This window comes from Ruegeria sp. YTSA075, from assembly GCF_059610245.1.
In genome coordinates, this window is the sequence record NZ_JBXWNG010000005.1 from 56,118 (window position 1) to 77,684 (window position 21,567).

Annotated in this window: 19 protein-coding genes; 9 read left to right on the plus strand and 10 right to left on the minus strand. The window is 58.3% G+C overall.

What is annotated here, in order from left to right:
- Positions 1-4: 4 nt before the first annotated feature.
- From glmS to AC2FGE_RS11265, 4 genes are all read left to right on the plus strand, one after another.
- Positions 5-1,828, plus strand: coding sequence for a glutamine--fructose-6-phosphate transaminase (isomerizing) (glmS, locus tag AC2FGE_RS11250; RefSeq protein WP_496819313.1), 1,824 nt, complete (start codon positions 5-7; stop codon positions 1,826-1,828).
- Between the two features lie 18 nt (positions 1,829-1,846).
- The gene (locus AC2FGE_RS11255) at positions 1,847-2,194 is read left to right on the plus strand and encodes a hypothetical protein (RefSeq protein ID WP_496819314.1); all 348 of its coding nucleotides are present in this window, start codon (positions 1,847-1,849) and stop codon (positions 2,192-2,194) included.
- 61 nt (positions 2,195-2,255) lie between these two features.
- A complete protein-coding gene (locus tag AC2FGE_RS11260) occupies positions 2,256-2,798 on the plus strand; it encodes a pyridoxamine 5'-phosphate oxidase family protein (protein WP_496819315.1) in 543 nt (180 codons plus the stop codon).
- On the plus strand, positions 2,770-3,492 hold the full coding sequence (locus AC2FGE_RS11265) for a DNA alkylation repair protein (RefSeq protein ID WP_496819316.1): 723 nt from the start codon (positions 2,770-2,772) through the stop codon (positions 3,490-3,492). Before AC2FGE_RS11260 ends, AC2FGE_RS11265 begins: the two co-directional genes overlap by 29 nt.
- Here the strand turns inward: AC2FGE_RS11265 and AC2FGE_RS11270 are convergent.
- Entirely contained in the window at positions 3,480-3,905 is a 426-nt protein-coding gene (locus AC2FGE_RS11270; RefSeq protein WP_496819317.1) for a hypothetical protein, read from the minus strand. The genes AC2FGE_RS11265 and AC2FGE_RS11270 overlap by 13 nt on opposite strands.
- A 90-nt stretch (positions 3,906-3,995) precedes the next feature.
- On the opposite strand from AC2FGE_RS11270, the gene moaA reads away from it, so the two are divergent.
- Together moaA and AC2FGE_RS11280 are read left to right on the plus strand one after the other, a co-directional pair.
- On the plus strand, positions 3,996-5,003 hold the full coding sequence (gene moaA / locus AC2FGE_RS11275) for a GTP 3',8-cyclase MoaA (protein ID WP_496819318.1): 1,008 nt from the start codon (positions 3,996-3,998) through the stop codon (positions 5,001-5,003).
- A gap of 1 nt (position 5,004) precedes the next feature.
- The gene (locus tag AC2FGE_RS11280; protein WP_496819319.1) at positions 5,005-6,339 is read left to right on the plus strand and encodes a 3-deoxy-D-manno-octulosonic acid transferase; all 1,335 of its coding nucleotides are present in this window, start codon (positions 5,005-5,007) and stop codon (positions 6,337-6,339) included.
- A 43-nt stretch (positions 6,340-6,382) separates the two neighbouring features.
- Here AC2FGE_RS11280 and AC2FGE_RS11285 read toward each other — a convergent pair whose 3' ends face one another.
- Genes AC2FGE_RS11285 through AC2FGE_RS11305 form a run of 5 tightly spaced genes read right to left on the minus strand, consistent with a single transcriptional unit; the run spans position 6,383 to position 12,927 of the window.
- Positions 6,383-7,546, minus strand: coding sequence for a M20 aminoacylase family protein (locus tag AC2FGE_RS11285; protein WP_496819320.1), 1,164 nt, complete (start codon positions 7,544-7,546; stop codon positions 6,383-6,385).
- Positions 7,547-7,563: 17 nt separating this feature from the next.
- Positions 7,564-8,727 carry a M20 aminoacylase family protein gene (locus tag AC2FGE_RS11290; protein ID WP_496819321.1) on the minus strand — a complete coding sequence of 388 codons (1,164 nt, stop codon included), beginning with the start codon at positions 8,725-8,727 and terminating at the stop codon, positions 7,564-7,566.
- Positions 8,728-8,742: 15 nt separating this feature from the next.
- The gene (locus AC2FGE_RS11295) at positions 8,743-9,909 is read right to left on the minus strand and encodes a M20 aminoacylase family protein (protein WP_496819322.1); all 1,167 of its coding nucleotides are present in this window, start codon (positions 9,907-9,909) and stop codon (positions 8,743-8,745) included.
- Between the two features lie 25 nt (positions 9,910-9,934).
- A complete protein-coding gene (gene argE / locus AC2FGE_RS11300) occupies positions 9,935-11,101 on the minus strand; it encodes an acetylornithine deacetylase (protein ID WP_496819323.1) in 1,167 nt (388 codons plus the stop codon).
- A 5-nt stretch (positions 11,102-11,106) separates the two neighbouring features.
- Positions 11,107-12,927: an ABC transporter ATP-binding protein gene (locus AC2FGE_RS11305; protein ID WP_496819324.1), complete on the minus strand. Its 1,821-nt coding sequence runs from the start codon at positions 12,925-12,927 to the stop codon at positions 11,107-11,109.
- Positions 12,928-13,211: 284 nt separating this feature from the next.
- Here AC2FGE_RS11305 and AC2FGE_RS11310 point away from each other — a divergent pair, with 284 nt between their 5' ends.
- The 3 genes from AC2FGE_RS11310 to AC2FGE_RS11320 all read left to right on the plus strand — a co-directional run bounded on the left by AC2FGE_RS11310 (position 13,212) and on the right by AC2FGE_RS11320 (position 16,990).
- On the plus strand, positions 13,212-14,918 hold the full coding sequence (locus AC2FGE_RS11310) for a peptide ABC transporter substrate-binding protein (protein WP_496819325.1): 1,707 nt from the start codon (positions 13,212-13,214) through the stop codon (positions 14,916-14,918).
- 91 nt (positions 14,919-15,009) lie between these two features.
- Positions 15,010-16,017 (plus strand): ABC transporter permease, encoded by a 1,008-nt coding sequence (locus AC2FGE_RS11315; RefSeq protein ID WP_496819326.1) that lies wholly within the window; start codon positions 15,010-15,012, stop codon positions 16,015-16,017.
- On the plus strand, positions 16,010-16,990 hold the full coding sequence (locus tag AC2FGE_RS11320; protein ID WP_496819327.1) for an ABC transporter permease: 981 nt from the start codon (positions 16,010-16,012) through the stop codon (positions 16,988-16,990). The genes AC2FGE_RS11315 and AC2FGE_RS11320 overlap by 8 nt, the downstream gene beginning before the upstream one ends.
- A gap of 6 nt (positions 16,991-16,996) precedes the next feature.
- Here AC2FGE_RS11320 and AC2FGE_RS11325 read toward each other — a convergent pair whose 3' ends face one another.
- From AC2FGE_RS11325 to AC2FGE_RS11340, 4 genes are all read right to left on the minus strand, one after another.
- Positions 16,997-18,133 (minus strand): MFS transporter, encoded by a 1,137-nt coding sequence (locus AC2FGE_RS11325; RefSeq protein ID WP_496819328.1) that lies wholly within the window; start codon positions 18,131-18,133, stop codon positions 16,997-16,999.
- 71 nt (positions 18,134-18,204) lie between these two features.
- Positions 18,205-19,482, minus strand: coding sequence for a DUF3422 family protein (locus tag AC2FGE_RS11330; protein ID WP_496819329.1), 1,278 nt, complete (start codon positions 19,480-19,482; stop codon positions 18,205-18,207).
- 108 nt (positions 19,483-19,590) lie between these two features.
- The gene (locus AC2FGE_RS11335) at positions 19,591-19,947 is read right to left on the minus strand and encodes a VOC family protein (protein ID WP_496819330.1); all 357 of its coding nucleotides are present in this window, start codon (positions 19,945-19,947) and stop codon (positions 19,591-19,593) included.
- A 157-nt stretch (positions 19,948-20,104) separates the two neighbouring features.
- Positions 20,105-21,556 (minus strand): NAD(P)(+) transhydrogenase (Re/Si-specific) subunit beta, encoded by a 1,452-nt coding sequence (locus tag AC2FGE_RS11340; protein WP_496819331.1) that lies wholly within the window; start codon positions 21,554-21,556, stop codon positions 20,105-20,107.
- Between the last annotated feature and the right edge of the window lie 11 nt (positions 21,557-21,567).

Genomic DNA, 21,567 nt, shown 5'->3' on the forward strand with positions numbered 1-21,567 from the left:
GTTTATGTGTGGAATTGTAGGTGTTCTGGGGCAGCATGAGGTCGCCCCTATTTTGGTTGAGGCGCTGAAACGGCTAGAATATCGCGGCTATGACAGCGCCGGGATCGCTACGGTGAATGACGGCACTCTCGGTCGCCGCAGGGCCGTGGGCAAACTGGTCAACCTGAGTGACCTTCTTGTCCATGATCCCCTGCCCGGCAAATCCGGGATCGGGCACACCCGCTGGGCCACCCACGGCGCGCCATCGGTCAACAATGCCCACCCACACAAGGCCGGGCCGGTTGCCGTCGTCCATAACGGGATCGTCGAAAACTACCGCGAGCTGCGCGCCGAACTGGCCGAACATGGGATCGGGTTTGAGACCGAAACCGACACCGAGACCGTGGCCCTGATGGCCGAGCATTTGCTGAATTCGGGCCTGTCTCCGGTCGAGGCTGCGTTCAAGACCATTGATCAATTGGAAGGTGCATTTGCGCTGGCCTTTCTGTTTGACGGTCAGGATGACCTGATCGTTGCCGCGCGCAAGGGTTCACCCTTGGCCATCGGGCATGGGGATGGCGAGATGTTTGTGGGCTCGGATGCCATCGCATTGGCCCCTCTGACAAACAAGATTACCTATCTTGAAGAAGGCGACCGCGCGGTGCTGACCCGCACCTCGCTGGAAATCCGAAACGAGGCCGGAGAGCTCGCTAATCGGGAAATGCGCAAGATCAAGCTGGATCATGCGCGGGCTGATAAGGGCGAGCACAAGCATTTCATGGCCAAGGAAATCGCCGAACAACCGGTTGTTGTGGCCGAGGCGATCCGGTCTTACCTGCCAACAGGTGGCGACCGGGTGGTTTTGCCAGATATCGATCTGGATTTCACAAAGCTAGATCGCCTGACCATGGTGGCCTGCGGTACCGCCTTCTACGCCTGCCTGACAGCGAAATACTGGTTCGAACAACTGGCCAAAATGCCGGTTGAAGTCGATATCGCCAGCGAATTCCGCTATCGCGAACCTCCGATCAGCGACCGCACAATGGCCCTGTTTGTCAGCCAGTCGGGTGAAACCGCCGATACGCTGGCTGCGTTGCGTTATTGCGAAGGAAAGGCGGACAAGATTGTTTCTGTCGTCAACGTCCCCGAAAGCTCGATCGCGCGGGAAAGCGATGTGGCTCTGCCCATCCACGCGGGTATCGAGATCGGCGTGGCCTCGACCAAGGCCTTCACCTGCCAGCTCAGCGTCTTACTGATGCTCGCGCTCAAGGCCGCTGCTGACAAGGGCACCTTGACCGATGAGGAACTGGCCGATCACGCCGCCGCCTTGCGTGGGCTGCCATCGGTTCTGAACGCGGCGCTGGATCAAAACCGCTCCATCCGCAAATCCGCCCAGCGCTTGTCCGAGGCACGCGATGTCCTGTTCTTGGGGCGTGGCCTGATGTATCCGCTGGCCATGGAAGGCGCGCTAAAATTGAAGGAAATCAGCTATATCCACGCCGAAGGGTATGCATCAGGGGAACTGAAACACGGCCCCATCGCGCTGATCGACAAGCATATGCCGGTTGTGGTGATGGCACCGAAAGATACCGTGTTCGACAAGACCGTGTCCAACATGCAAGAGGTGATGGCCCGCAAAGGCAAGGTCATTCTGGTCTCGGACGATGATGGCATTGCCGAGGCTGAGGACGGTGTTTGGAGCACGATCCGAATGCCGCATATCCACCCAAGCCTTGCCCCGATCCTGTATTCGGTGCCTGCGCAGCTGCTGGCTTATCACACGGCGGTGGCCAAGGGCACGGATGTGGATCAGCCGCGCAATCTGGCAAAGTCGGTAACGGTGGAATAAACCGCGAAAGGGTCGGTCATGGATGAGCAGGACTCCATCGCGCGATTGATGTCCCTGATGAGTGCTTCGCGCGCAGAGTACGAGCATTATCTGGCACGGGGTAAAACCTTTGGTCCTGCGCGGGCATTGCGGGCAACCAACCAAAAGGTGTTGGATTTCATCGAAGACACTCCATTCGAAGCCGCCCCTGAACTGATGTCGGCGCTGGAAGACCTGCAAGAGCATTTGCGGGATTGGGCCCGAATCTGGGATCACGAGGCCAAATTACGCGCCCCGGCGGATGAGGACGAATTCATATTCACAGGGTACAAAACCTATCCTAGACATCTGGATGCGCTGCTCGCAGAACGGCGCTCAATCTCCTGACTGCTGGACGGCCTATCCATACGCGCTTAGGTTTGCCGCAACCCCTCTCCCGGAGCGCGCCATGGCCAAACAATTTCCGCAACTCGATCCACCGCATAAGGCCTTTATCGAAGATCAGCACATGTTCTTTGTCGGAACCGCTGGGTCTGAGGGACGAGTCAATATCTCGCCCAAAGGCATGGATTCCCTGCGCGTTCTGGGCCCCAACCGCATCATCTGGATGAACCTGACCGGCAGCGGCAATGAAACGGCAGGGCATCTGCTGGACGTTAATCGCATGACCCTGATGTGGTGTTCCTTCACCACCCGCCCTTTGATCCTGCGCGCCTACGGCACAGCCAAAACGTTCCACACAGGCGATGCCGGTTGGGAGGAACTGTCCCGGCATTTCCCCACCCACCGCAGTGCGCGGCAGATTTATGACCTGAGCATTGATATGGTTCAGACCTCCTGCGGCTACGCGGTCCCGTTCATGGAATACACGTCGGAACGTGACACGATGCAGAAATGGGTTGATGGCAAGTCGGATGACGACATCCGCGCCTATTGGGTGGACAAGAACCAACAGACAATTGATGGCAAACCCACAGGAGTCCCTGTCTGAGATGCCGCTGCTTGACCCCTATCTGGCCCAGATCAAAGCCCATGCCGACCCCGAACGCGGTGCGCAAATGGCGGCCTATCACAAGGCGGATCGCCCCTATCTGGGCGTCGCAAACCCCGTTCTGAATGATCTGACCAAAACCTGGCGACAAAAGCTGAATGTACCTCAGCGCGTGCAGCTGGCAGATGAGCTGTGGCAATTCAACACCCACGAAACCCGCCTCGCCGCCTCAAAACTCCTCACACAAGCGCGTATCAGACCGGATGACGCCGTTTGGGAGCAGCTGCAAAGCTGGCTGCCGGATTTCGATGCCTGGGCCGTGGCCGATCATGCGGCTATGGCGATGCAAAAACGGCTGACGGCCGATCCCATCCGGCTGGATCAGGTAGAGGAATGGACGACATCAGATCACATGTGGACACGCCGCGCTGCCTTGGTGGCCACCCTGCCCTGGACCAAGCAAAACCACCCCAAACCTGATGATCTCGACCGCCGGGATCGCATACTGGGCTGGGCTGCCAGCTATGTGCCAGATCGCGACTGGTTCATCCAGAAGGCCATCGCGTGGTGGCTGCGCGAGTTGTCAAAACACGATGCCCCCCGCGTTGTCGCCTTTCTGGAACAGCATGGTCCGGGGATGAAACCCTTTGCACGGCGGGAAGCTGGGAAATACCTGAAAGATCAGTTGGCGTAGACGTCAACCTCAACCAGCGCGTCCAAAGGCACCAGAAGTGTGCGCATCGCATCCAGCGATAATTGGCTGCCGCCCCCTTCAGGCCCCCGCGACGGGATAAGCGTGACATAAGCCTGAGCCCCGGTTCGGGGCACGACCACACGCGCCGTGACTTCGGTGTCCACAAGCGGCGTTTGCATCCAGCGCCCGGGCGTTGAGGGGTCCCCCAGAACAGCGGTGGTGGATTTGGCACCGACCCAGTTTGGTCGCGTCGTGACCAGCTCAGCTTCGGGTGCGGCTTCTACCCCATCGGGCTCCACATTGGCATCGGTCTCGACCGCGGCCTCGCTGCGTCCAAACACACGATCTGTCGTCGACCGCACTGTTTCACAGCCGGCAAGCAGAACACACAGGAAAACAAGAACGTATCTCATGCCTGAAACTTACAGCCCCACACGTAACTGTTCCAGCCCAAAGCACGGTAAACCCTTGCCGCGGGCTGGTTCCCAATTTACCTATAGCGCATGACTACTCCGCTGATAGACCCATTCGCACGTGCCATCACGTATCTCCGCGTCTCTGTAACGGATCGCTGCGATTTCCGCTGCGTCTATTGCATGTCCGAGAATATGACCTTTCTGCCCAAAAAAGATCTTCTGACCCTGGAAGAGCTGGACAGGATGTGTTCGACCTTTGTGAAGCTGGGCGTTCAAAAGCTACGCATAACGGGCGGAGAGCCCTTGGTGCGCCGAAATATCATGAACTTCTTCCAATCCATGACGCGGCATCTGGACAGCGGCGCCTTGAAGGAGCTGACGCTCACAACCAATGGCTCGCAACTTCACCGGTTTGCCGACGAACTCTATGCCGCGGGTGTGCGGCGTGTGAATGTTTCTCTGGATACGCTGGATGAAGATAAGTTCGCTAAAGTCACCCGTTGGGGCCGCCTGAAACAGGTGCTGAACGGGATTGATGCAGCGCAGAATGCGGGCTTGCGGGTGAAGATCAACGCGGTTGCTCTGAAAGGTTTCAACGAGCCAGAGCTGCCCCGCATCACCGAATGGTGTGCCGAACGCGATATGGACCTGACCTGGATCGAGGTGATGCCCATGGGCGATATCGGCAACGAGGATCGTCTGGATCAGTACTGGTCGCTGAAGGACGTGCGCAAGGAATACGAAAACCACTACAGCGTAACCGATCTGGCTGAACGCACCGGCGGCCCTGCACGCTATGTGCGATTGGAAGAAACCGGACAGAAGATTGGATTCATCACGCCGCTGTCCCATAATTTCTGTGAAAGCTGCAACCGGGTGCGCCTGACCTGCACGGGTGAGCTTTATATGTGCCTAGGTCAGGAAGACATGGCCGACCTGCGCGCGCCGCTGCGTGACCACCCTGACAGCGAAACCCCGTTAGAAGATGCGATCCGGGCAGCGATCAACTTGAAACCCAAAGGGCATGATTTCGACTATTCCCGCCAGGCCGTTGATGGCCAGATGACCCGTCATATGAGCCATACGGGCGGCTAGGATGCCCGAGCATCGCCGCCCCGGCCACTCGACAGCGCTGTATCAATTGTACTGCGGGATCATTGCCCTCGCAGCCCCCTTGTTGTGGCGCACCGTGCGTCGCAAACTTGAAACCGCGGGTGTTCCAAACGAAAGACGGCAGGAACGGCTGGGTCATGCTAGCCTACCACGCCCCGCAGGACGTTTGATCTGGTTTCACGCCGCCAGCATTGGCGAAAGCCTGTCGGTCCTCAGCCTAATCAGGCGGATGGGCAAGCTTTTGCCCGATGCCGAGTTTCTGATCACATCCGGCACGCCCACATCTGCCGCGCTGATCGAAAAGCGCCTGCCCCCGCGAACACGGCATCAATACCCGCCGCTGGATACGCATGGCCCGGTACTGCGCTTTCTCTCACATTGGAAACCCCATGCAGGCGTGTTTGTCGAAAGCGAAATCTGGCCTCAGCTGATCGTCGAAAGCACCCGGCGCGGCGTGCCACTGGCCCTGCTAAACGCCCGCCTTTCACAGAAATCAGTCGAAGGTTGGAAAAAGCGGCCTAAAACTGCGCGTTTCATATTGGACAGCTTTTGTCTTTTTTTGACCCAAAATGACCGAACTGCAGCCAATCTCATCGACATGGGCGCCGAGCCAGAGCGCGTGAAACCCGGCACCAACCTCAAAGCCATGTCCGATCCGTTGGTCATTGATGAGCAGGTGCTTTCCGACATCCGAACACAAATAGCGGGCCGCCCGGTCTGGATCGCCAGTTCCACTCACGCAGGCGAAGAAGAAACTGTGCTCGCAGCGCATAAAACCCTGCTTGAACGCTGGCCCGATCTGCTGCTGCTTCTGATCCCGCGCCACCCGGAACGCCGCACCGACATCGCCGGGCTTCTGAAACAGGCCGATCTCACAGCCGCGTTCCGCGCCGCAGGCGAGCCGATCACGGACCAAACTCAAACCTATGTCGCCGACACGCTGGGCGAAACCGGCACGTGGTATGCGCTCTGCCCGATCGTGTTCTTGGGCGGCTCGTTGAAGGAGATCGGTGGCCACAACCCGTTCGAACCCGCCCAAGCCGGAGCCGCTGTCATCACCGGCCCGGGCTATTTCAACTTCGCCGAAACCTTCGCGCCCCTTGTCGCGGCCAAAGGCGCAATCGAAGTCCAATCCGCTAGCGATCTCTCCGATGCAGTTGCAACCTGGCTTTCAGACGACAGCGCCCTGACCACTGCGCGCAGCGCTGCCGAAACCTGCGTCAACACTCAAAAAAACGCACTGACCTCAGTCGCAAAAACGCTCTGCAGTCACCTGAACCTTACCGCAAGGGCGCAAGATCCCTCTTCATCTGGCTAAAAATATCCCGGGGGTATGGGGGCAGAGCCCCCACCCGTATCCGTCAAGCCGCAGGCATCCGCTGTTCAACGATCTCGGCCCACCAACTGCACCCTGCAGGAATAGCCTCATCGTTAAAATTGTACTCGGGATGGTGCACCATGGCCGTGTCGCCATTACCGACCAGAATATAAGCTCCCGGACGCTCCTCAAGCATAAAGGCGAAATCCTCACCGCCCATCACCAACGGTGCATCTTCACAATCACCGGACACAGACCGGGCCACATCTGCCGCAAACGCGGTCTGTTCCTCACTATTCACCATAACCGGATAGCCGCGAATATAGGTCACATCCACCGTACCCCCAAAGGTCGCTGCAACCCCGTTGCAGATCTCATTAATCCGCTTTTCGGCCAGATCACGCATGTCGCTGCTCATCGTGCGCACAGTCCCCTTGATCTGAACTGTCTGAGGGATCACGTTGAACGCCTTCGACGACGTCTCGAACGAAGTCACCGACACGACCACTTGATCAATCGGGTCCGCATTGCGCGACGCAATCGTTTGCAGAGCCAGCACCGCCTGCGCTGTCATCACGGTTGTATCGACGGTTTCCTGCGGTTTCGCCGCATGTCCGCCACGTCCTTCAAAGGTGATGTCGAACTGATCAGTTGCGGCAAAGAACGAGCCCGGACGTATCGCGAAGCTGCCAACCGGTTTGCCTGGCCAGTTGTGCATTCCGTAGACCTCCTGAATGTTCCAGCGGTCCATCATACCGTCTTCGCACATCTCGCGACCACCGCCGCCTCCCTCTTCGGCGGGCTGGAAAATTACGACCACAGTGCCGTCAAAGTTCCGTGTCTCCGACAGGTACTTGGCCGCGCCCAACAACATCGCCGTATGACCGTCATGCCCACAGGCATGCATGGCTCCATCTGTTTTTGAGGCATAGTCCAGACCTGTCGCCTCGTGGATTGGTAACGCATCCATATCCGCGCGCAGGCCAATGACCTTGCCCTTGCTGTCAGACTTGCCCTTGATCACCCCCACCACGCCGGTACGGCCAATTCCCGTAACGACCTCATCACAGCCGAATTCCTTCAGTTTTTCCGCGACCATTGCGCTGGTACGATGCGTTTCGAACAGAATTTCGGGGTTCTCGTGCAAATCCCGTCGCCATTCGGTGATTTCGGCCTGCAATTCGGCAAAGCGGTTCTTAACTGGCATATCTTCTCTCTCCTACTTCAAGCCGCCGGCATCCGGCGCTCGACCATTTCGGCAAACCACGAGCATCCGATTGGAATGATCTCGTCGTTGAAATTGTATTCGGGGTGGTGCAGCCCGGCGCTGTCGCCATTGCCCAGAATGATAAAGGCACCTGGGCGTTCTTCCAGCATGAACGAGAAATCCTCGCCCCCCATCACCATCGGTGCCTCGCCACAGCTTCCACCAACCGCAATCGCGGCCTCTTCGGCGTAGCCCGTTTGGTCTTCGGCGTTGATCGTGACCGGAACGCCTTTGTTGTAAGTCACGCTCGAAGTGCCCCCCATCGTAGAGGCGATACCGGTGACAACTTCGGTCAGCCGCTTTTCGATCATGACGCGCATCTCGTTGGAATGGGTGCGCACCGTTCCCCGCACGCGGGCCGATTGCGGGATCACGTTGAACGCCTTAGAGGACGTCTCAACCGAGGTCACAGACAATACGCCCTGCTCGATCGGGTCTGCATTGCGCGACACAACCGTTTGCAAGGCGACGATCAATTGAGACAGCATCACCGTGGTGTCCACAGTGTCATGCGGTTTGGCCGCGTGACCGCCGTGGCCTTCCAAATGAATGTCGAACTCATCCGCTGCCGCCAACAGAGGCCCCGAACGGATGGCGAATTGGCCCGTGGGCAGGCCCGGCACATTGTGCATCGCATAGACTTCCTGAATGCCAAACCGGTCCATCAGCCCGTCCTGGCACATGGCCTCGGCCCCATTCCCGCCTTCTTCGGCGGGCTGAAAGATCATAATCGCCGTCCCATCGAAATTACGCGTCTCGGCCAAGTATTTCGCAGCACCCAAAACCATTGCCGTATGACCATCATGGCCACAAGCATGCATCGCGCCGTCGGTTTTTGACGCGTAGCCCAGCCCGGTCTGTTCCTGCATGGGCAGCGCGTCCATGTCGGCCCGCAACCCGATGGCGCGACCTTGAGTATCGGTTTTGCCTTTGATCACGCCGACCACACCGGTACGACCGATGCCGGTGACCACCTCGTCGCAGCCGAACTCTTTCAGTTTTTTGGCCACCAAGGCGCTGGTGCGGTGGGTGTCGTACAGGATCTCGGGGTGTTCGTGAATGTCGCGCCGCCAACCGGTGATTTCTTCATGCAGCTCTGCAAGGCGGTTTCTGATCGGCATGTCATTCTCCCTGAGTTAAGCGACGGGCAATCGTCGTTCCACAAGCTCGGCAAACCAGCTGCAGCCGGCAGGAATCGCGTCGTCATCGAAATTGTATTCCGGGTGGTGGCACATGGCGGTGTCCCCGTTCCCTAGAAAGATGTAGGCTCCGGGCCGTTCTTCAAGCATGTAGGCGAAGTCTTCAGATGGCATAATCGGATCGGTGCTGTCATTCACCTTGCCTGCAACGGCAGCGGCGGCTTCGGCGGCATAACCCGTTTCCACCTCGGAATTCACGGTCACCGGATACCCAGGCGTCCATGTTACCTGCGCAGTCGCGCCAAAGGCCGAGGCCGTGTCTTCGGCGATCCGGCGCACACGTTCTTCGGCGATGGTGCGATATTCGGGATCAAGCGTCCGCACAGTACCCTTCAGCCTGACTGTATGCGCAATGACATTCGATGCGACGCTGTCTGTATCGAACGTACCGACGGTCAGAACAACGCGTTTAATCGGGTCGACAGTTCGCGCCACAACCGACTGCAAAGAAACAACAATATGCGAAGCAACGAGCGTTGTATCGACGGCTTCATGCGGGGCTGCCGCGTGGCCGCCTTTGCCTGTCACAACGATCTCAAACTCATCGGACGACGCAAGCAACGCACCGGGCCGGATCGCGAATTCGCCAACCGGTAGGCCGGGCATATTGTGCATGCCATAGACCTCCTGAATGCCCCAACGGTCCATCAACCCGTCCTGACACATGGCCAATCCCCCGGCCCCGCCCTCCTCGGCCGGTTGAAAGATCAGCACCACAGTACCATCGAAGTTCCGCGTCTCTGCCAGATATTGCGCCGCCCCTAGCAGCATCGAGGTATGGCCATCATGCCCACAGGCGTGCATCTTGCCGGGAACTGTCGAAGCATAATCCAATCCCGTCGCCTCTTCGATCGGCAAAGCATCCATATCCGCGCGCAGCCCGATCACGCGACCTTTGGTATCCGTGCGGCCCTTGATCACAGCAACAACGCCGGTTTTACCGATGCCCGGCGTGATGTCATCGACCCCGAACTCTTTGAGGCGGTCGATCACAAAACCCGCCGTCTCGTGGACGTCATACATCAGTTCGGGATGCATATGCAGGTGGCGGCGCCATTTGGTGATCTCATCCTGCATCTCGGCAAGTCTGTTTTTCACCGGCATCTGATGTCTCCTTCCAAAGGACTGGTCAGCCTGAGAATTTATCGACCAACCGCTGCATGAACACGCGCCCCGCTTCGAACTGCGCGACCGAGATGAACTCATTCGGTTGATGCGCCTGCGCAATATCGCCAGGGCCGCAGATCACCGCGGAATAACCCGCTTCCTGAAACTGACCCGCTTCGGTGCCGTAACTGACCACATGGCTGGCATTGTCGCCGGTCAAAGCACGTACCAGAGCTTCGGCCTCACCATCCTGCTCGGGCACCAGACCGGGGATCGAGAAGTTCTCGGAAATTTCAATCCGGGCTTCAGGGTGCACGGCCTGCATCCGCGCCTCGACCTCGCGCACCTGCTGAAAGTACGCCTCTCGCCACTCGGCCTTGGCTTCATCCGGTACGGTTCGGAAATCCATCATGAAATGGCAGTCTTTCGCGGTGATGTTATGCGCTGTACCGCCTTCGATCATGCCAACATGAACCGTGGTCCAGGGCGGGTCAAACACCGCTGCCGTGTCACTTGGCATCGCGGCCCGGTTGCGGGCATTCTGTTCGTTGGCCCAGTTAATCAGAGGTGCCGCCTCCATGATCGCGTTGACACCAGTATGCATGATTGAGCTATGGACCTCGAACCCGATCATATGCGTGTCATAGCCGAACCCGCCTTTGTGACCCGTGACGGCCTGCATCACCGATGGCTCACCGACGATCACAGCCGACCCTTTGGGCAAAACTTTCTGCATTGCCTCAATCATGGGCGGCGCTCCGGTGCAACCGACCTCTTCATCAAAGCTCAGCGCCAATTGCAGCGGGCGTTTTAGATCGGCGTATTGCGCCTCGACCAAGGCCCAGATGGCCAGCGCGTCAAATCCTTTCATGTCGCAGGTGCCTCGACCAAAATACTTGCCGTCTTTTTCGGTCACAACAAACGGGTCGGTATCCCAGGATTGCCCGTCGACCGGCACCACATCCGTGTGGCCGGAAAGGACGACTGCGCCTTCTTCCCACGGACCCACATGCGCAAAGATCGCTGCCTTGTGCGGTTGGTTCGGGTCAGGCCAGCGATGCGCCTCGATCCCGTGCTCGCCCAGATAGCTTTCGACCCAATCGACCAGCGGCAGGTTACTCTCGCGACTTACAGTTGGAAACGAGATCAGCTTGGTCATGATCTCAAGCGGCGTCAGACGCTGTACCATGCGGGTCAGTACCCGCTATCCGTAGTTAGGGTAAAGTGCCCCGGTTCAACTTCGCGGTACTCAGACGGTTCTGGCGTGTAGTCAATCGGATGAATGGGCGACGGGATCGGTTTGAAATTCAAATCTTTTTCCGATTTTCGCTGATTTGGATCAGCAATCGGGACCGCCTTCATCAGCGCCTGCGTATACGGGTGCTGCGGATTCTCGAATACACGCGCGCGCGGCCCAAGTTCAACGATCCGACCCAAATACATAACGCCCACATAATGGCTGACGCGCTCGACCACCGCCATGTCGTGGCTGATGAATAGGTAGGACAGGCCAAGTTCGGATTGCAGCTCCATCATCAGGTTCAGAACCTGCGCCTGCACCGACACATCAAGGGCCGAGACCGCCTCATCCGCGATGATCAGCTTGGGATTCAAGGCCAGTGCACGGGCGATTGCGATCCGTTGGCGTTGACCACCTGACATTTCATGCGGGAAGCGGCGCATGAAGCTGCGCGGCAGTTGGACCTTGTCGAACAGTTGCGCGACCCGGTCCTGCAATTCCGATCCTGAGGCGACGCCATAATTGCGCATCGGCTCGGCCACCTGATCGACCAGCTGCATCTGCGGATTGAGCGAGGCAAACGGGTCCTGAAAGATCATCTGCATGTCCAACCGCGCCTTGCGCAGGCCGCCCGGATCCAGTTTCATGATGTCGACGCCATCCAGATCGATCTCCCCCGACATGGGCTCAACCAATCGCAGGATGGAGCGCCCGGCGGAGGATTTTCCACACCCCGATTCGCCCACAAGGCTCAGCGTTTGCCCCCTGTTGAGGGTGAAAGACACATCTTCGACCGCGTGCACATTCGAAATGGTACGGCGCAAAAGCCCGCCCTTGACCGGGAACCGCGTTGTCAGGTTTTTGACGGTCAGCAGAACCTCTTCGGTGCCCGGAATGGGCGCGATGTTCTGGCCTTCGACACCCAGCAGTTTCATGGGTTCAGGCGCGGATTTGCCACGCATCTCACCCAGCTTCGGCACCGCAGCCAGCAGCGCTTTGGTATAGTCATGCTGCGGATTCTCGAAGATTTCCTTAACGGTGCCCTCTTCAACCTTGTTGCCGCGGAACATGACCACAACCCGATCCGCCATCTGCGCCACAACCGCCATATCATGGGTAATGAACATCACCGCCGTGCCGGTTTCACGCTTCAGCCGGTCCATCAACGCCAGAATCTCGGCCTGAATGGTCACGTCCAGCGCGGTCGTGGGTTCGTCCGCAATCAGCAGGCGCGGCTCACACGCCATGGCCATCGCAATCACAACACGCTGACGCATCCCACCCGACAGCTCATGCGGATATTGTTTCAAACGCCGCTCGGGTTCAGGGATCCGGACCTGACGCAACAACTCTAGCGCGCGCTCTTCGGCCTGCGCCTTTGACATGTCCTTGTGGATGCGCAGCCCTTCGGTCAGCTGACGACCGACGGTGAAAACCGGGTTCAGCGCAGTCATCGGCTCCTGAAAGATCATCCCGATCTCATTGCCGCGAATCTGTTTCATCAGATCCTGATCGGCGTTTGACAGGTCCATTTCTTCGCCGTCGCGGCGGTCAAACAGCAGTTCTCCACCCGCGATTTCGCCACCACCGAACTCAACCAGCCGCATCAAAGACAGCGAAGAAACCGATTTCCCCGAGCCAGATTCGCCAACGATACAAACGGTTTCGCCGGGGTTCACTTCGAAAGAAACATCCTCGACGCCCACCACGGGGCCATCCTTGGTCTGGAACTCGACCCGTAGTTTCTTGATCTGTGCAATAGGTTGATCCAGCACGCACGCGCTCCTGTTGGTAGTCTTTTTTTGTTCGGATGCCTGACGCTAAGGCGGCAAGGCAGGAAAAGTCAAACCCGTTGCCATTTTTCCCAACGGCAACCCTTGCTTTTTTCCAGAGTTCTGTTTCGATACCTCGCGTAACCGTGATGGGGAGATCATGGATTCCGTGGGTCTTAGCAGATTTTGCGGCAATAATTCAGACCCTTACCCAAAGCGGCAACGCCAAATCCGCAGGCCTTGCGGAGATAATCGAGACACGGAAGTGTCCTTTTCGGGAGTTTATTATGAAGATCAAAACCCTTTTGCTCGGTGCGATCGCAAGCACGGCGATGGCCCCGATGGCCTTGGCCGAGCGTGGATCGGACGGCAATGTCAGCATCATTTATTGGCAGGCTCCGTCGATCTTGAACCCCTTCCTGTCGGGTGGCACCAAGGACGTTGAATCCGCCTCGCTGGTGATCGAACCGCTCGCGCGCTACGACCAGGACGGCAACATGGTGCCTTATCTGGCCTCTGAGATTCCGACTGTTGAAAACGGTGGCGTCAGCGAGGACCTTACGTCGATCACATGGAAGATCGCGCCGGGAATCACCTGGTCGGACGGCTCGGCGTTTACCTCCGCAGATGTGGTCTTTACCGCGAATTATTGCATGGACCCCGAAGGCGGCTGTGCGCAGGTCACCAAGTTTGAAGGCGTCACCAATGTCGAAGCCGTGGATGACCTGACCGTCAAAGTGACCTTCGACAAACCAACCCCCTTCCCCTATGGCCCGTTTGTGGGTGGTGAAAGCCCGATCATTCAGGCTGCTCAGTTCGCGGATTGCATGGGCGCGAAGGCCCCCGAATGCACCGAACAGAACTTTAACCCCATCGGTACCGGCCCGTTTGTTGTCACCGAATTCAAGCCGAATGACGTGATCACCTTCAAGGCGAACGACAACTATCGTGATCCGGCGAAACCTGCCTTTGCGACAGTCACCTTCAAAGGTGGCGGCGATGCAACGGCGGCTGGTCGTGCAGTAATGGAAACCGGCGAATTCGACTATGCCTGGAACCTGCAACTGGCGCCCGAAGTGATCGCGCAAATGCAAGAAGGCGGCAAAGGTACCCCGGTTGCGGGCTTCGGCCCGCTGGTCGAGCGTATCATGCTGAACCAGACCAACCCATCGCCCGACCTGCCGGAAGGCGAGCGGTCGACCGCAACGCATCCGCACCCGTTCCTTCAGGACCCGGCCGTTTACAAAGCCATGTCCATGGCCATCGACCGCCCGCTATTGGTTGAGATCGGTTATGGTCAGGCAGGTAAAGTGACCTGTAACTGGGTTCCGGCCCCGGCAGCGTTCAACTCGACCTCGATGACCTGCGATACGCAGGATATCGCTGGTGCAAACGCTCTGCTGGACGAGGCAGGCATCGTTGACACCAATGGCGACGGCGTCCGTGAAAAAGACGGTGTTCCGCTGAAAGTCGTTTATCAGACGTCTACCAACGCCGTCCGTCAGGATTTCCAGGCGCTGATCAAGGAATGGTGGAGCCAGATCGGTATCGAAACCGAACTGCGCAACATCAACGCGTCGGTCTTCTTCGGTGGTGATCCGGGCTCGCCCGACACATTCCAGAAGTTCTATGCCGACGTTGAGATGTACGCCAACACCTTCAACGGCACTGACCCTCAGTCCTATCTGGGCAACGGTCTGTGCGACAAAGCACCTCGTCCCGACACGCAGTGGCAGGGTGAGAACATCAGCCGCTTCTGCAACGAAGAGTTCGATAAGCTGCACGCACAGCTGGCCGAAACCGCCGGTCTGGAACAGCGTGCCGAGATCGCGAAACAGCTGAACGACATCATGGTTGAAAACGGCGGTATGATCCCGCTGGTGCACCGTGGTCGCCTTTCGGCACACGCAAACACCCTGGGTGGCGTTGTCCTGAACGTTTGGGACAGCGAACTTTGGAATATCGCTGACTGGTACCGCAAGACCGGTTCCTAAGCGTTAGCCTTGCAAAGCCGCGCCCCGATCTTCGGGGCGCGGTCCTTTGCACACCACCCCAACAAGAAGACGCATATAAAGGCGCCTCTTAATGCTCAATTTTACCATCAGACGACTGATATTGGCGGTGCCTACGCTGCTGTTCATCAGCCTCGTCATATTCCTGCTCCTCGAACTCGCACCTGGCGACCCGATGGCGCAGGTCCCGCTCACCGTTCCGCCCGAAGTCAAAGAGAAGATGCGCGAAGCGCTTGGCCTTGGCCAACCGATGCATATCCGGTTCTGGAAATGGATCGTGCAGTTCTTCTGGATCGAGCCGCAGGTTCTGATCGATGCGATGTTTGGCACCACGTTTTCCGAAGGTGACCTGCGTGTGATTTCGTGGCAGACCCGCTCGCCCGTCATGGACATCGTCGTTCAGCGTATTCCGCAGACCCTGTGGGTTGTTGGCACTGCATATGTCGTCGCCATCCTGATCGCCCTGCCCATTGGCATCTATTCGGCCTATCGCCAGTATTCCTGGTTCGACCAGATGGGCACTTTTGTGTCGATGGTTGGCTTTTCGGTTCCGCCGTTCTTCTCAGGCGTACTGGTAATCGTGATCTTTTCGGTCCAACTGGGCTGGTTCCCGTCGATTTATGACACCACGCTTGTGGTGAACAGCTGGGAAAGCTTTATGCTGCAACTAAAGCAGATGATCATGCCCGTCATGGTTCTGGCGCTTCAGATTACAGCACAGCTGAGCCGATTCATGCGCGCCTCGATGCTGGACAACCTCAATCAGGATTACGTCCGCACCGCCCGTGCCAAGGGCCTAAGCGAATACACGGTCGTGATGGTCCACGTCCTGCGTAACTCGATGATCCCAGTGGTCACCGTGATCGCGCTGGGTATCCCCGCCATTTTCGGCGGCGCCATCATCACCGAGCAGGTCTTCAAGGTGAATGGCATCGGCCAGTTGCTGATCGGAGCCATTCAGGCCAATGACCTGCCGATGGTTCAAACCCTGACCTTCATCTTTGCCGTGCTGATCGTGCTGTTCAACCTGATTGCAGACGTGCTCTACGGCATTCTGGATCCGAGGATTCGCTATGACTGATACTGACAAATCAGACACGCTGGTCCCCGACGAAGGACTGGCCCCCGCCTCGACAGCGCTGCCCACCGCAGGTGTGATGGACGATCTGACCACCCCGCCCCGCAGCCAGTGGCGCGATGTGTGGGATCAGTTCAAGACCCACAAAGGCGCGATGATCGGAGCGATCCTGTTCATCTTCATCGTCGCTGGCGTCTATCTGGGGCCGTTCCTTTGGAGCATCGATCCAACCCAGATCGACATCCGGTCGCGCAATCAGGGCCCAAGCTGGGCGCATCCTTTCGGGACCGACCAACTAGGTCGTGATATCCTGGCGCGGATGATGTCCGGCGGGCAGACCTCGGTCTCGGTGGGCATCACCGCGATGCTGCTGGCACTGTTCCTGGGTTCGTTCATAGGCGTGGTCGCCGGGTTCTTCAGACGGTTGGACGGGCCGCTGATGCGCCTGACCGATCTGTTCCTGGCCCTGCCTCTGCTGCCTTTGCTGCTGGTCATGATGCTGCTGTTCCGCGAGCCTCTGTCTGCTGCGTTCGGGCTGGAACGCGGGATCTTCATCCTGATCGTCTGCGCCATCGGCATCACCTCGTGGATGCCGACAGCCCGGATCGTGCGGGGCGACGTGCTGGCGATCAAGGAGCGCGAGTTTGTTCTGGCCGCGCGCTCTATCGGCACCAGCAACACCCAGATTATCACGCGGCACATCCTGCCGAACGTGCTGTCTCCGATCATGGTGTCGGCGACATTGGGGATTGCCACAGCGATCATCACCGAAAGCGCGCTGTCCTTCCTGGGGTTGGGCTTCCCGCCTGACTTCCCGACCTGGGGCCGCTTGCTGTTTGATGGCGTTGACTATCTTCAGCAATACCCCGAGCGCGTGTTCTGGCCCGGCCTGGCGATTTCGCTGACCGTTCTGAGCGTAAACTATCTGGGTGATGGTCTGCGCGACGCGCTGGATCCGCGAATTCGCGGACGTTAAGCAAACTCAGTCGGCGCGCCTAAGCGCGCCGGCGCACACGACGATCAGAACGGCAAGCGGCAGCAAGACACCAAAGGCCATTCTCAACGTCAACAACTCTGCCAAAAACCCAATCAAAGGCGGGCCGATCAGCAAACCGCCATACCCAAGCGTTGCCACGCTAGCGATGGCCTGCCCCGGCGGTATCTGCGGATCATTCGCGGCCCGGCTGAACGCCAATGGCATAATCACAGCATACCCTACGCCCATCAGCATAAACCCCACCAACGCGAGCGAAGCAGTGCCCGCCGAGACAACACAAAACACGCCCATAGCGGCAAACATCCCGCCACCCCGTGCCGCAGCAACCGGCCCGACCAACGCAATCACCAGCCCCCCCGCAAGACGACATACGACCATCGCGACCGAGAACACGGCGTAGCCTAAGGTCGCAACGCTTTCCGCAGCGCCAGTGACGTCACGCAGGAAAATCGCACTCCAATCCGCGACGGCCCCTTCGCCCAGCGCACCGCACAGAGCCGTGAACCCTACCAGGATCAGCACACCGGACGGGAACGCAAAAACTGATCCCTGCGACTGCACCGACCGGCGAGACGTCCATTGCACCCAGGACAACGCCAGAGCCAACACAACGACCAAACCGCCCGCCGACAGGAAATGCTGCAACACGCTCATCTGAAGTTGTACAGCCGCATACCCGCTGATCGCCCCCAAGCCTGCCCCAAGGCTCCACATCGCGTGGAATGAGGACATAAGTGGTTTCTCATAAGCGCTTTCAACTTCGGCAGCCCAGGCATTCATGGCCACATCCATCGACCCGTGAAACGCCCCGAAGATAAACAGAAAGACAGCCAACAGGGTGAAACTGTCCGCCAGCCCCAACAGCACAAGCGACCCGGTATAGAGAACCGCAATCACCCGAGTGATTGCAACGGCGCCAAACCGGTCGGTCAGTCGCCCGGTGATAGGAAAGGAGCACACCGCGCCTGCTGCCATGAACAGCAGGCCATAGCCCAACGCCTCATGGCTCAGCTGCAGATGATCCCGAACCGCCGGAATACGCGAAGCCCAGATACCGAACAATGCGCCGTTGAGTATGAACATCGCGGTCACAGCCCGCCATGCTGAAACGACACTGATCACAGGGATGCTCCGATTGTGTGACTATCGTTGCCGGTCACTAGTACAAAGCTTGCCCCGCTGTGCAAGTCACGTCATTCCAACCGCTTGCGAATTCTGTGGACGGCAGCCCAGACCAATAAAATAACCGGCAGCGTGATCAAGGCGGTCAATGTACCCTTGCTCAGCCCGGTCGACGTGAGCGGATACAGCACGTAGCTGACCAGCGACACAGCATAGTAGCTGATGGCCACAACCGAAAGCCCCTCGACCGTGTGCTGCAGGCGCAAGGCCAAATCTGCGCGCTTGTCCATGCTTTCCAACAAAGCCTGGTTCTGCGCGCTGCGTTCCACATCCACCCTTGTACGCAGCAAATCACCGGCGCGGATGGCCCTGTCTGACAGGGTTTGCAGGCGTTTTTCTGTCGATTTCACGGTGCGCATGGCCGGGTCGTAACGGCGCATCATGAAATCGGCAAAGCTCTGACGGCCCATGAACCGTTCTTCCCGCAAGACGGCGATGCGCTGATTGACAATGGCCTCATAGGCCCCCGTCGCTCCAAAGCGAAAGGCGCAGCGCGCAGACAAGGTTTCCAACTCAGTCGAGATGCGCAGTAGATCAGGTAACAGGTCGTCAGGATGGTTCTCGCCATCCGTCATCTCTCCCATCAATGCGGTCAGTTTCTGGTCTAGTTCACCAATGCGTGGGGTCAGGCTTTTGACCCTAGCAAAACCCAACATGGACATCGCCTTATACGTCTCGATCTCGCACAAGCGTTGAATAATACGCCCGATCCGGCGCTGACCGGTGCCTTCGGTGACAAACACAGCAAATCGCATATGGCCTGCGGGATCGATACGGAAATCGCTGGCACAGATCGCGGCATCATCCAGAACGCGAGAGACCGCCAGGCTTTCAGGTTCGAACCAGTCGGGCAAGACGGCACGAACTGCCTCTTGATCTGGTCGGCGCACCACACGCATCAAGATCGATGTGATCCTCTTGCCCGGGCTGGCCATGACCCAATCCGCCGGGAACACCTCAAAGTCAGCCGGGTCAAAGGCCCGGGCACTCACATTCTGAGAAATCGCAGTATAGGTCACAAACTCGGTATGCTGTTCCCATTTCAACCAATGGCGCCCTATCTGCCCCGCGTAATGCGTGGCATCTGGCTGAGGGTGGGACGCACCATAGCGCGTCAAAAGATCGGTCAGATGCGCGATATCCGACTGCCGGTCCCCGTCGACCGCCGCCGCCGGTTTCTTGATGGCCAGAAATGCAACCGTGCAAGGCACTTCGGCGCTTGGAAAGGGCCTTGCGTGCAGCTCATTGGCCAGCGCATAGCGCAAGGGATGATCATCAATCGGCGTCATTTTGTGGCTCCGTCTTATCCGGGGCACTATACGACACAGCTGAAATACATCAATTCTCTTTTTATTTCATATACTTACAGGAATGCAACGGTATACAAACCCGCTATCTCATTGATTTGGCTGCCACAGCTCGATCGGATTGCCTTCCGGGTCATGAATGCGAGCGAACTTGCCAACCTCGCTGTCCCAGTCAGGATGGGTCTCAACCTTGATCCCCGCGGCCTCAAGCTGTGCGGTCATCGCTGCCAGATCATCAACGCGGAAATTGATCATCCACTGCTGCTCGGCCCGGCCAAAATAGTCTGTATCCTGCGCGAAAGGAGCAAAGACAGTGTACCCCTCGCGCTGCTTCCAAGGCACCGGGTCATAGTGATTTACGCCAAGATGCCTTTCATACCAGCCCCGCAACGCCTCGGGGTCACGGGCCCGAAAGAACACCCCGCCTATTCCATTTACTTTTTGCATGACCACCTCCTGCTACCAAGTTCTGGTTCAGAATAGCACGGTCCACCCGCTTCACCTGGCCACAAATATCTTGGAGGTCAGGAGGCAAAGCCTCCTGCACAGCAACAAAGAAAAGGGCGCCCAAAGGCGCCCTTTGCAATTTTCTTACATGAGATGATCAGTCGATCATCGGCAGCAGCTTATCCAATGACTGCTTGGCGTCGCCATAGAACATGCGCGTGTTCTCTTTGAAGAACAGCGGGTTCTCGATGCCCGAATACCCAGTGCCTTGACCGCGCTTGGACACAAACACCTGCTTGGCCTTCCAGCACTCCAAAACCGGCATTCCGGCGATGGGGCTGTTGGGATCTTCCTGCGCGGCCGGGTTCACGATGTCGTTCGAGCCGATCACGATGGCCACATCCGTCTCGGGGAAGTCATCGTTGATCTCGTCCATTTCCAGAACGATATCATACGGCACTTTGGCTTCGGCCAGCAGCACGTTCATATGACCCGGCAAACGACCGGCAACCGGGTGGATCGCAAAACGTACCTCTTTGCCTTTGGCACGCAGCTTGCGGACCAGCTCGGACACTGACTGCTGTGCCTGCGCAACAGCCATGCCATAGCCCGGGATAATGACAATGCTGTCCGCATCGTTCAGCGCGGCGGCCACACCGTCAGCCTCAATTGCGATCTGTTCGCCTTCGACAGCCATCTGCTCCCCCTGCGGACCACCGAAGCCGCCCAGGATGACGCTGACAAAATGCCGGTTCATCGCCTTGCACATGATGTAGGACAGGATCGCACCGGACGAGCCCACCAGCGCGCCGACCACAATCAGCAGGTCGTTTCCGAGGCTGAAGCCAATCGCGGCTGCCGCCCAACCCGAATACGAGTTCAGCATCGACACAACCACCGGCATGTCGGCACCACCGATACCCATGATCAGGTGATAACCAATGAACAGCGCCGCCAGCGTCATCAGGAACAGCGGGAACAGCCCCCCGGTCGAGGTGTACCAGATCAGACAAATCAGTGAGAGCCCAGCCGCTACCGCGTTGAGCGCATGACCACCGGGCAGCTTTGTCGCTGCAGAGGTGACTTTGCCCGCCAGCTTGCCATAAGCGACGACCGAACCGGTAAAGGTGATCGCACCGATGAAGATGCCCAGGAACAGTTCCACATGCAGAATCGCCAGTTCCGCAGGGGTTTTCTTGGCGATCAGCTTGGCAAATGCGCCCAGATCAGACAGGTCCGCCTGAGACGCCGAATCCGCGATCGCCATGACCTGTGCCACGTTGCCGATCTCGAAATGGGCGTTGAAGCCAACGAACACGGCCGCAAGACCGACCAGCGAGTGCATCGCAGCCACCAGTTGCGGCATTTCGGTCATCTGGACGCGCTGCGCCACATATTGACCGATCAGGCCACCGCCCGCGATAAGCAGCAGCGACAGCAGCCACAGGCCCGAACCGGGGCCAACCAGCGTGGCAAAGACCGCCAGCGCCATACCGACGATGCCATACCAGACCGCGCGCTTGGCGCTTTCCTGGTTCGACAGACCGCCGAGCGAAAGGATGAAAAGGACAGCCGCAACAACGTAAGCGGCAGAAGTGAAGCCAATCATATGCCCGACCT

What these genes read in the sequence shown, in the direction of transcription:
- AC2FGE_RS11265 (WP_496819316.1), top strand. Translation starts at nt 2,770, where the DNA reads ATGGCAAACCCACAGGAGTCCCTGTCTGAGATGCCGCTGCTTGACCCC.
- AC2FGE_RS11295 (WP_496819322.1), bottom strand. Translation starts at nt 9,909, where the DNA reads ATGCCGGTGAAAAACAGACTTGCCGAGATGCAGGATGAGATCACCAAA.
- AC2FGE_RS11285 (WP_496819320.1), bottom strand. Translation starts at nt 7,546, where the DNA reads ATGCCAGTTAAGAACCGCTTTGCCGAATTGCAGGCCGAAATCACCGAA.
- AC2FGE_RS11255 (WP_496819314.1), top strand. Translation starts at nt 1,847, where the DNA reads ATGGATGAGCAGGACTCCATCGCGCGATTGATGTCCCTGATGAGTGCT.
- AC2FGE_RS11270 (WP_496819317.1), bottom strand. Translation starts at nt 3,905, where the DNA reads ATGAGATACGTTCTTGTTTTCCTGTGTGTTCTGCTTGCCGGCTGTGAA.
- moaA (WP_496819318.1), top strand. Translation starts at nt 3,996, where the DNA reads ATGACTACTCCGCTGATAGACCCATTCGCACGTGCCATCACGTATCTC.
- AC2FGE_RS11290 (WP_496819321.1), bottom strand. Translation starts at nt 8,727, where the DNA reads ATGCCGATCAGAAACCGCCTTGCAGAGCTGCATGAAGAAATCACCGGT.
- AC2FGE_RS11330 (WP_496819329.1), bottom strand. Translation starts at nt 19,482, where the DNA reads ATGACGCCGATTGATGATCATCCCTTGCGCTATGCGCTGGCCAATGAG.
- AC2FGE_RS11340 (WP_496819331.1), bottom strand. Translation starts at nt 21,556, where the DNA reads ATGATTGGCTTCACTTCTGCCGCTTACGTTGTTGCGGCTGTCCTTTTC.
- AC2FGE_RS11280 (WP_496819319.1), top strand. Translation starts at nt 5,005, where the DNA reads ATGCCCGAGCATCGCCGCCCCGGCCACTCGACAGCGCTGTATCAATTG.
- AC2FGE_RS11315 (WP_496819326.1), top strand. Translation starts at nt 15,010, where the DNA reads ATGCTCAATTTTACCATCAGACGACTGATATTGGCGGTGCCTACGCTG.
- AC2FGE_RS11310 (WP_496819325.1), top strand. Translation starts at nt 13,212, where the DNA reads ATGAAGATCAAAACCCTTTTGCTCGGTGCGATCGCAAGCACGGCGATG.
- argE (WP_496819323.1), bottom strand. Translation starts at nt 11,101, where the DNA reads ATGGTACAGCGTCTGACGCCGCTTGAGATCATGACCAAGCTGATCTCG.
- AC2FGE_RS11320 (WP_496819327.1), top strand. Translation starts at nt 16,010, where the DNA reads ATGACTGATACTGACAAATCAGACACGCTGGTCCCCGACGAAGGACTG.
- AC2FGE_RS11260 (WP_496819315.1), top strand. Translation starts at nt 2,256, where the DNA reads ATGGCCAAACAATTTCCGCAACTCGATCCACCGCATAAGGCCTTTATC.
- AC2FGE_RS11335 (WP_496819330.1), bottom strand. Translation starts at nt 19,947, where the DNA reads ATGCAAAAAGTAAATGGAATAGGCGGGGTGTTCTTTCGGGCCCGTGAC.
- glmS (WP_496819313.1), top strand. Translation starts at nt 5, where the DNA reads ATGTGTGGAATTGTAGGTGTTCTGGGGCAGCATGAGGTCGCCCCTATT.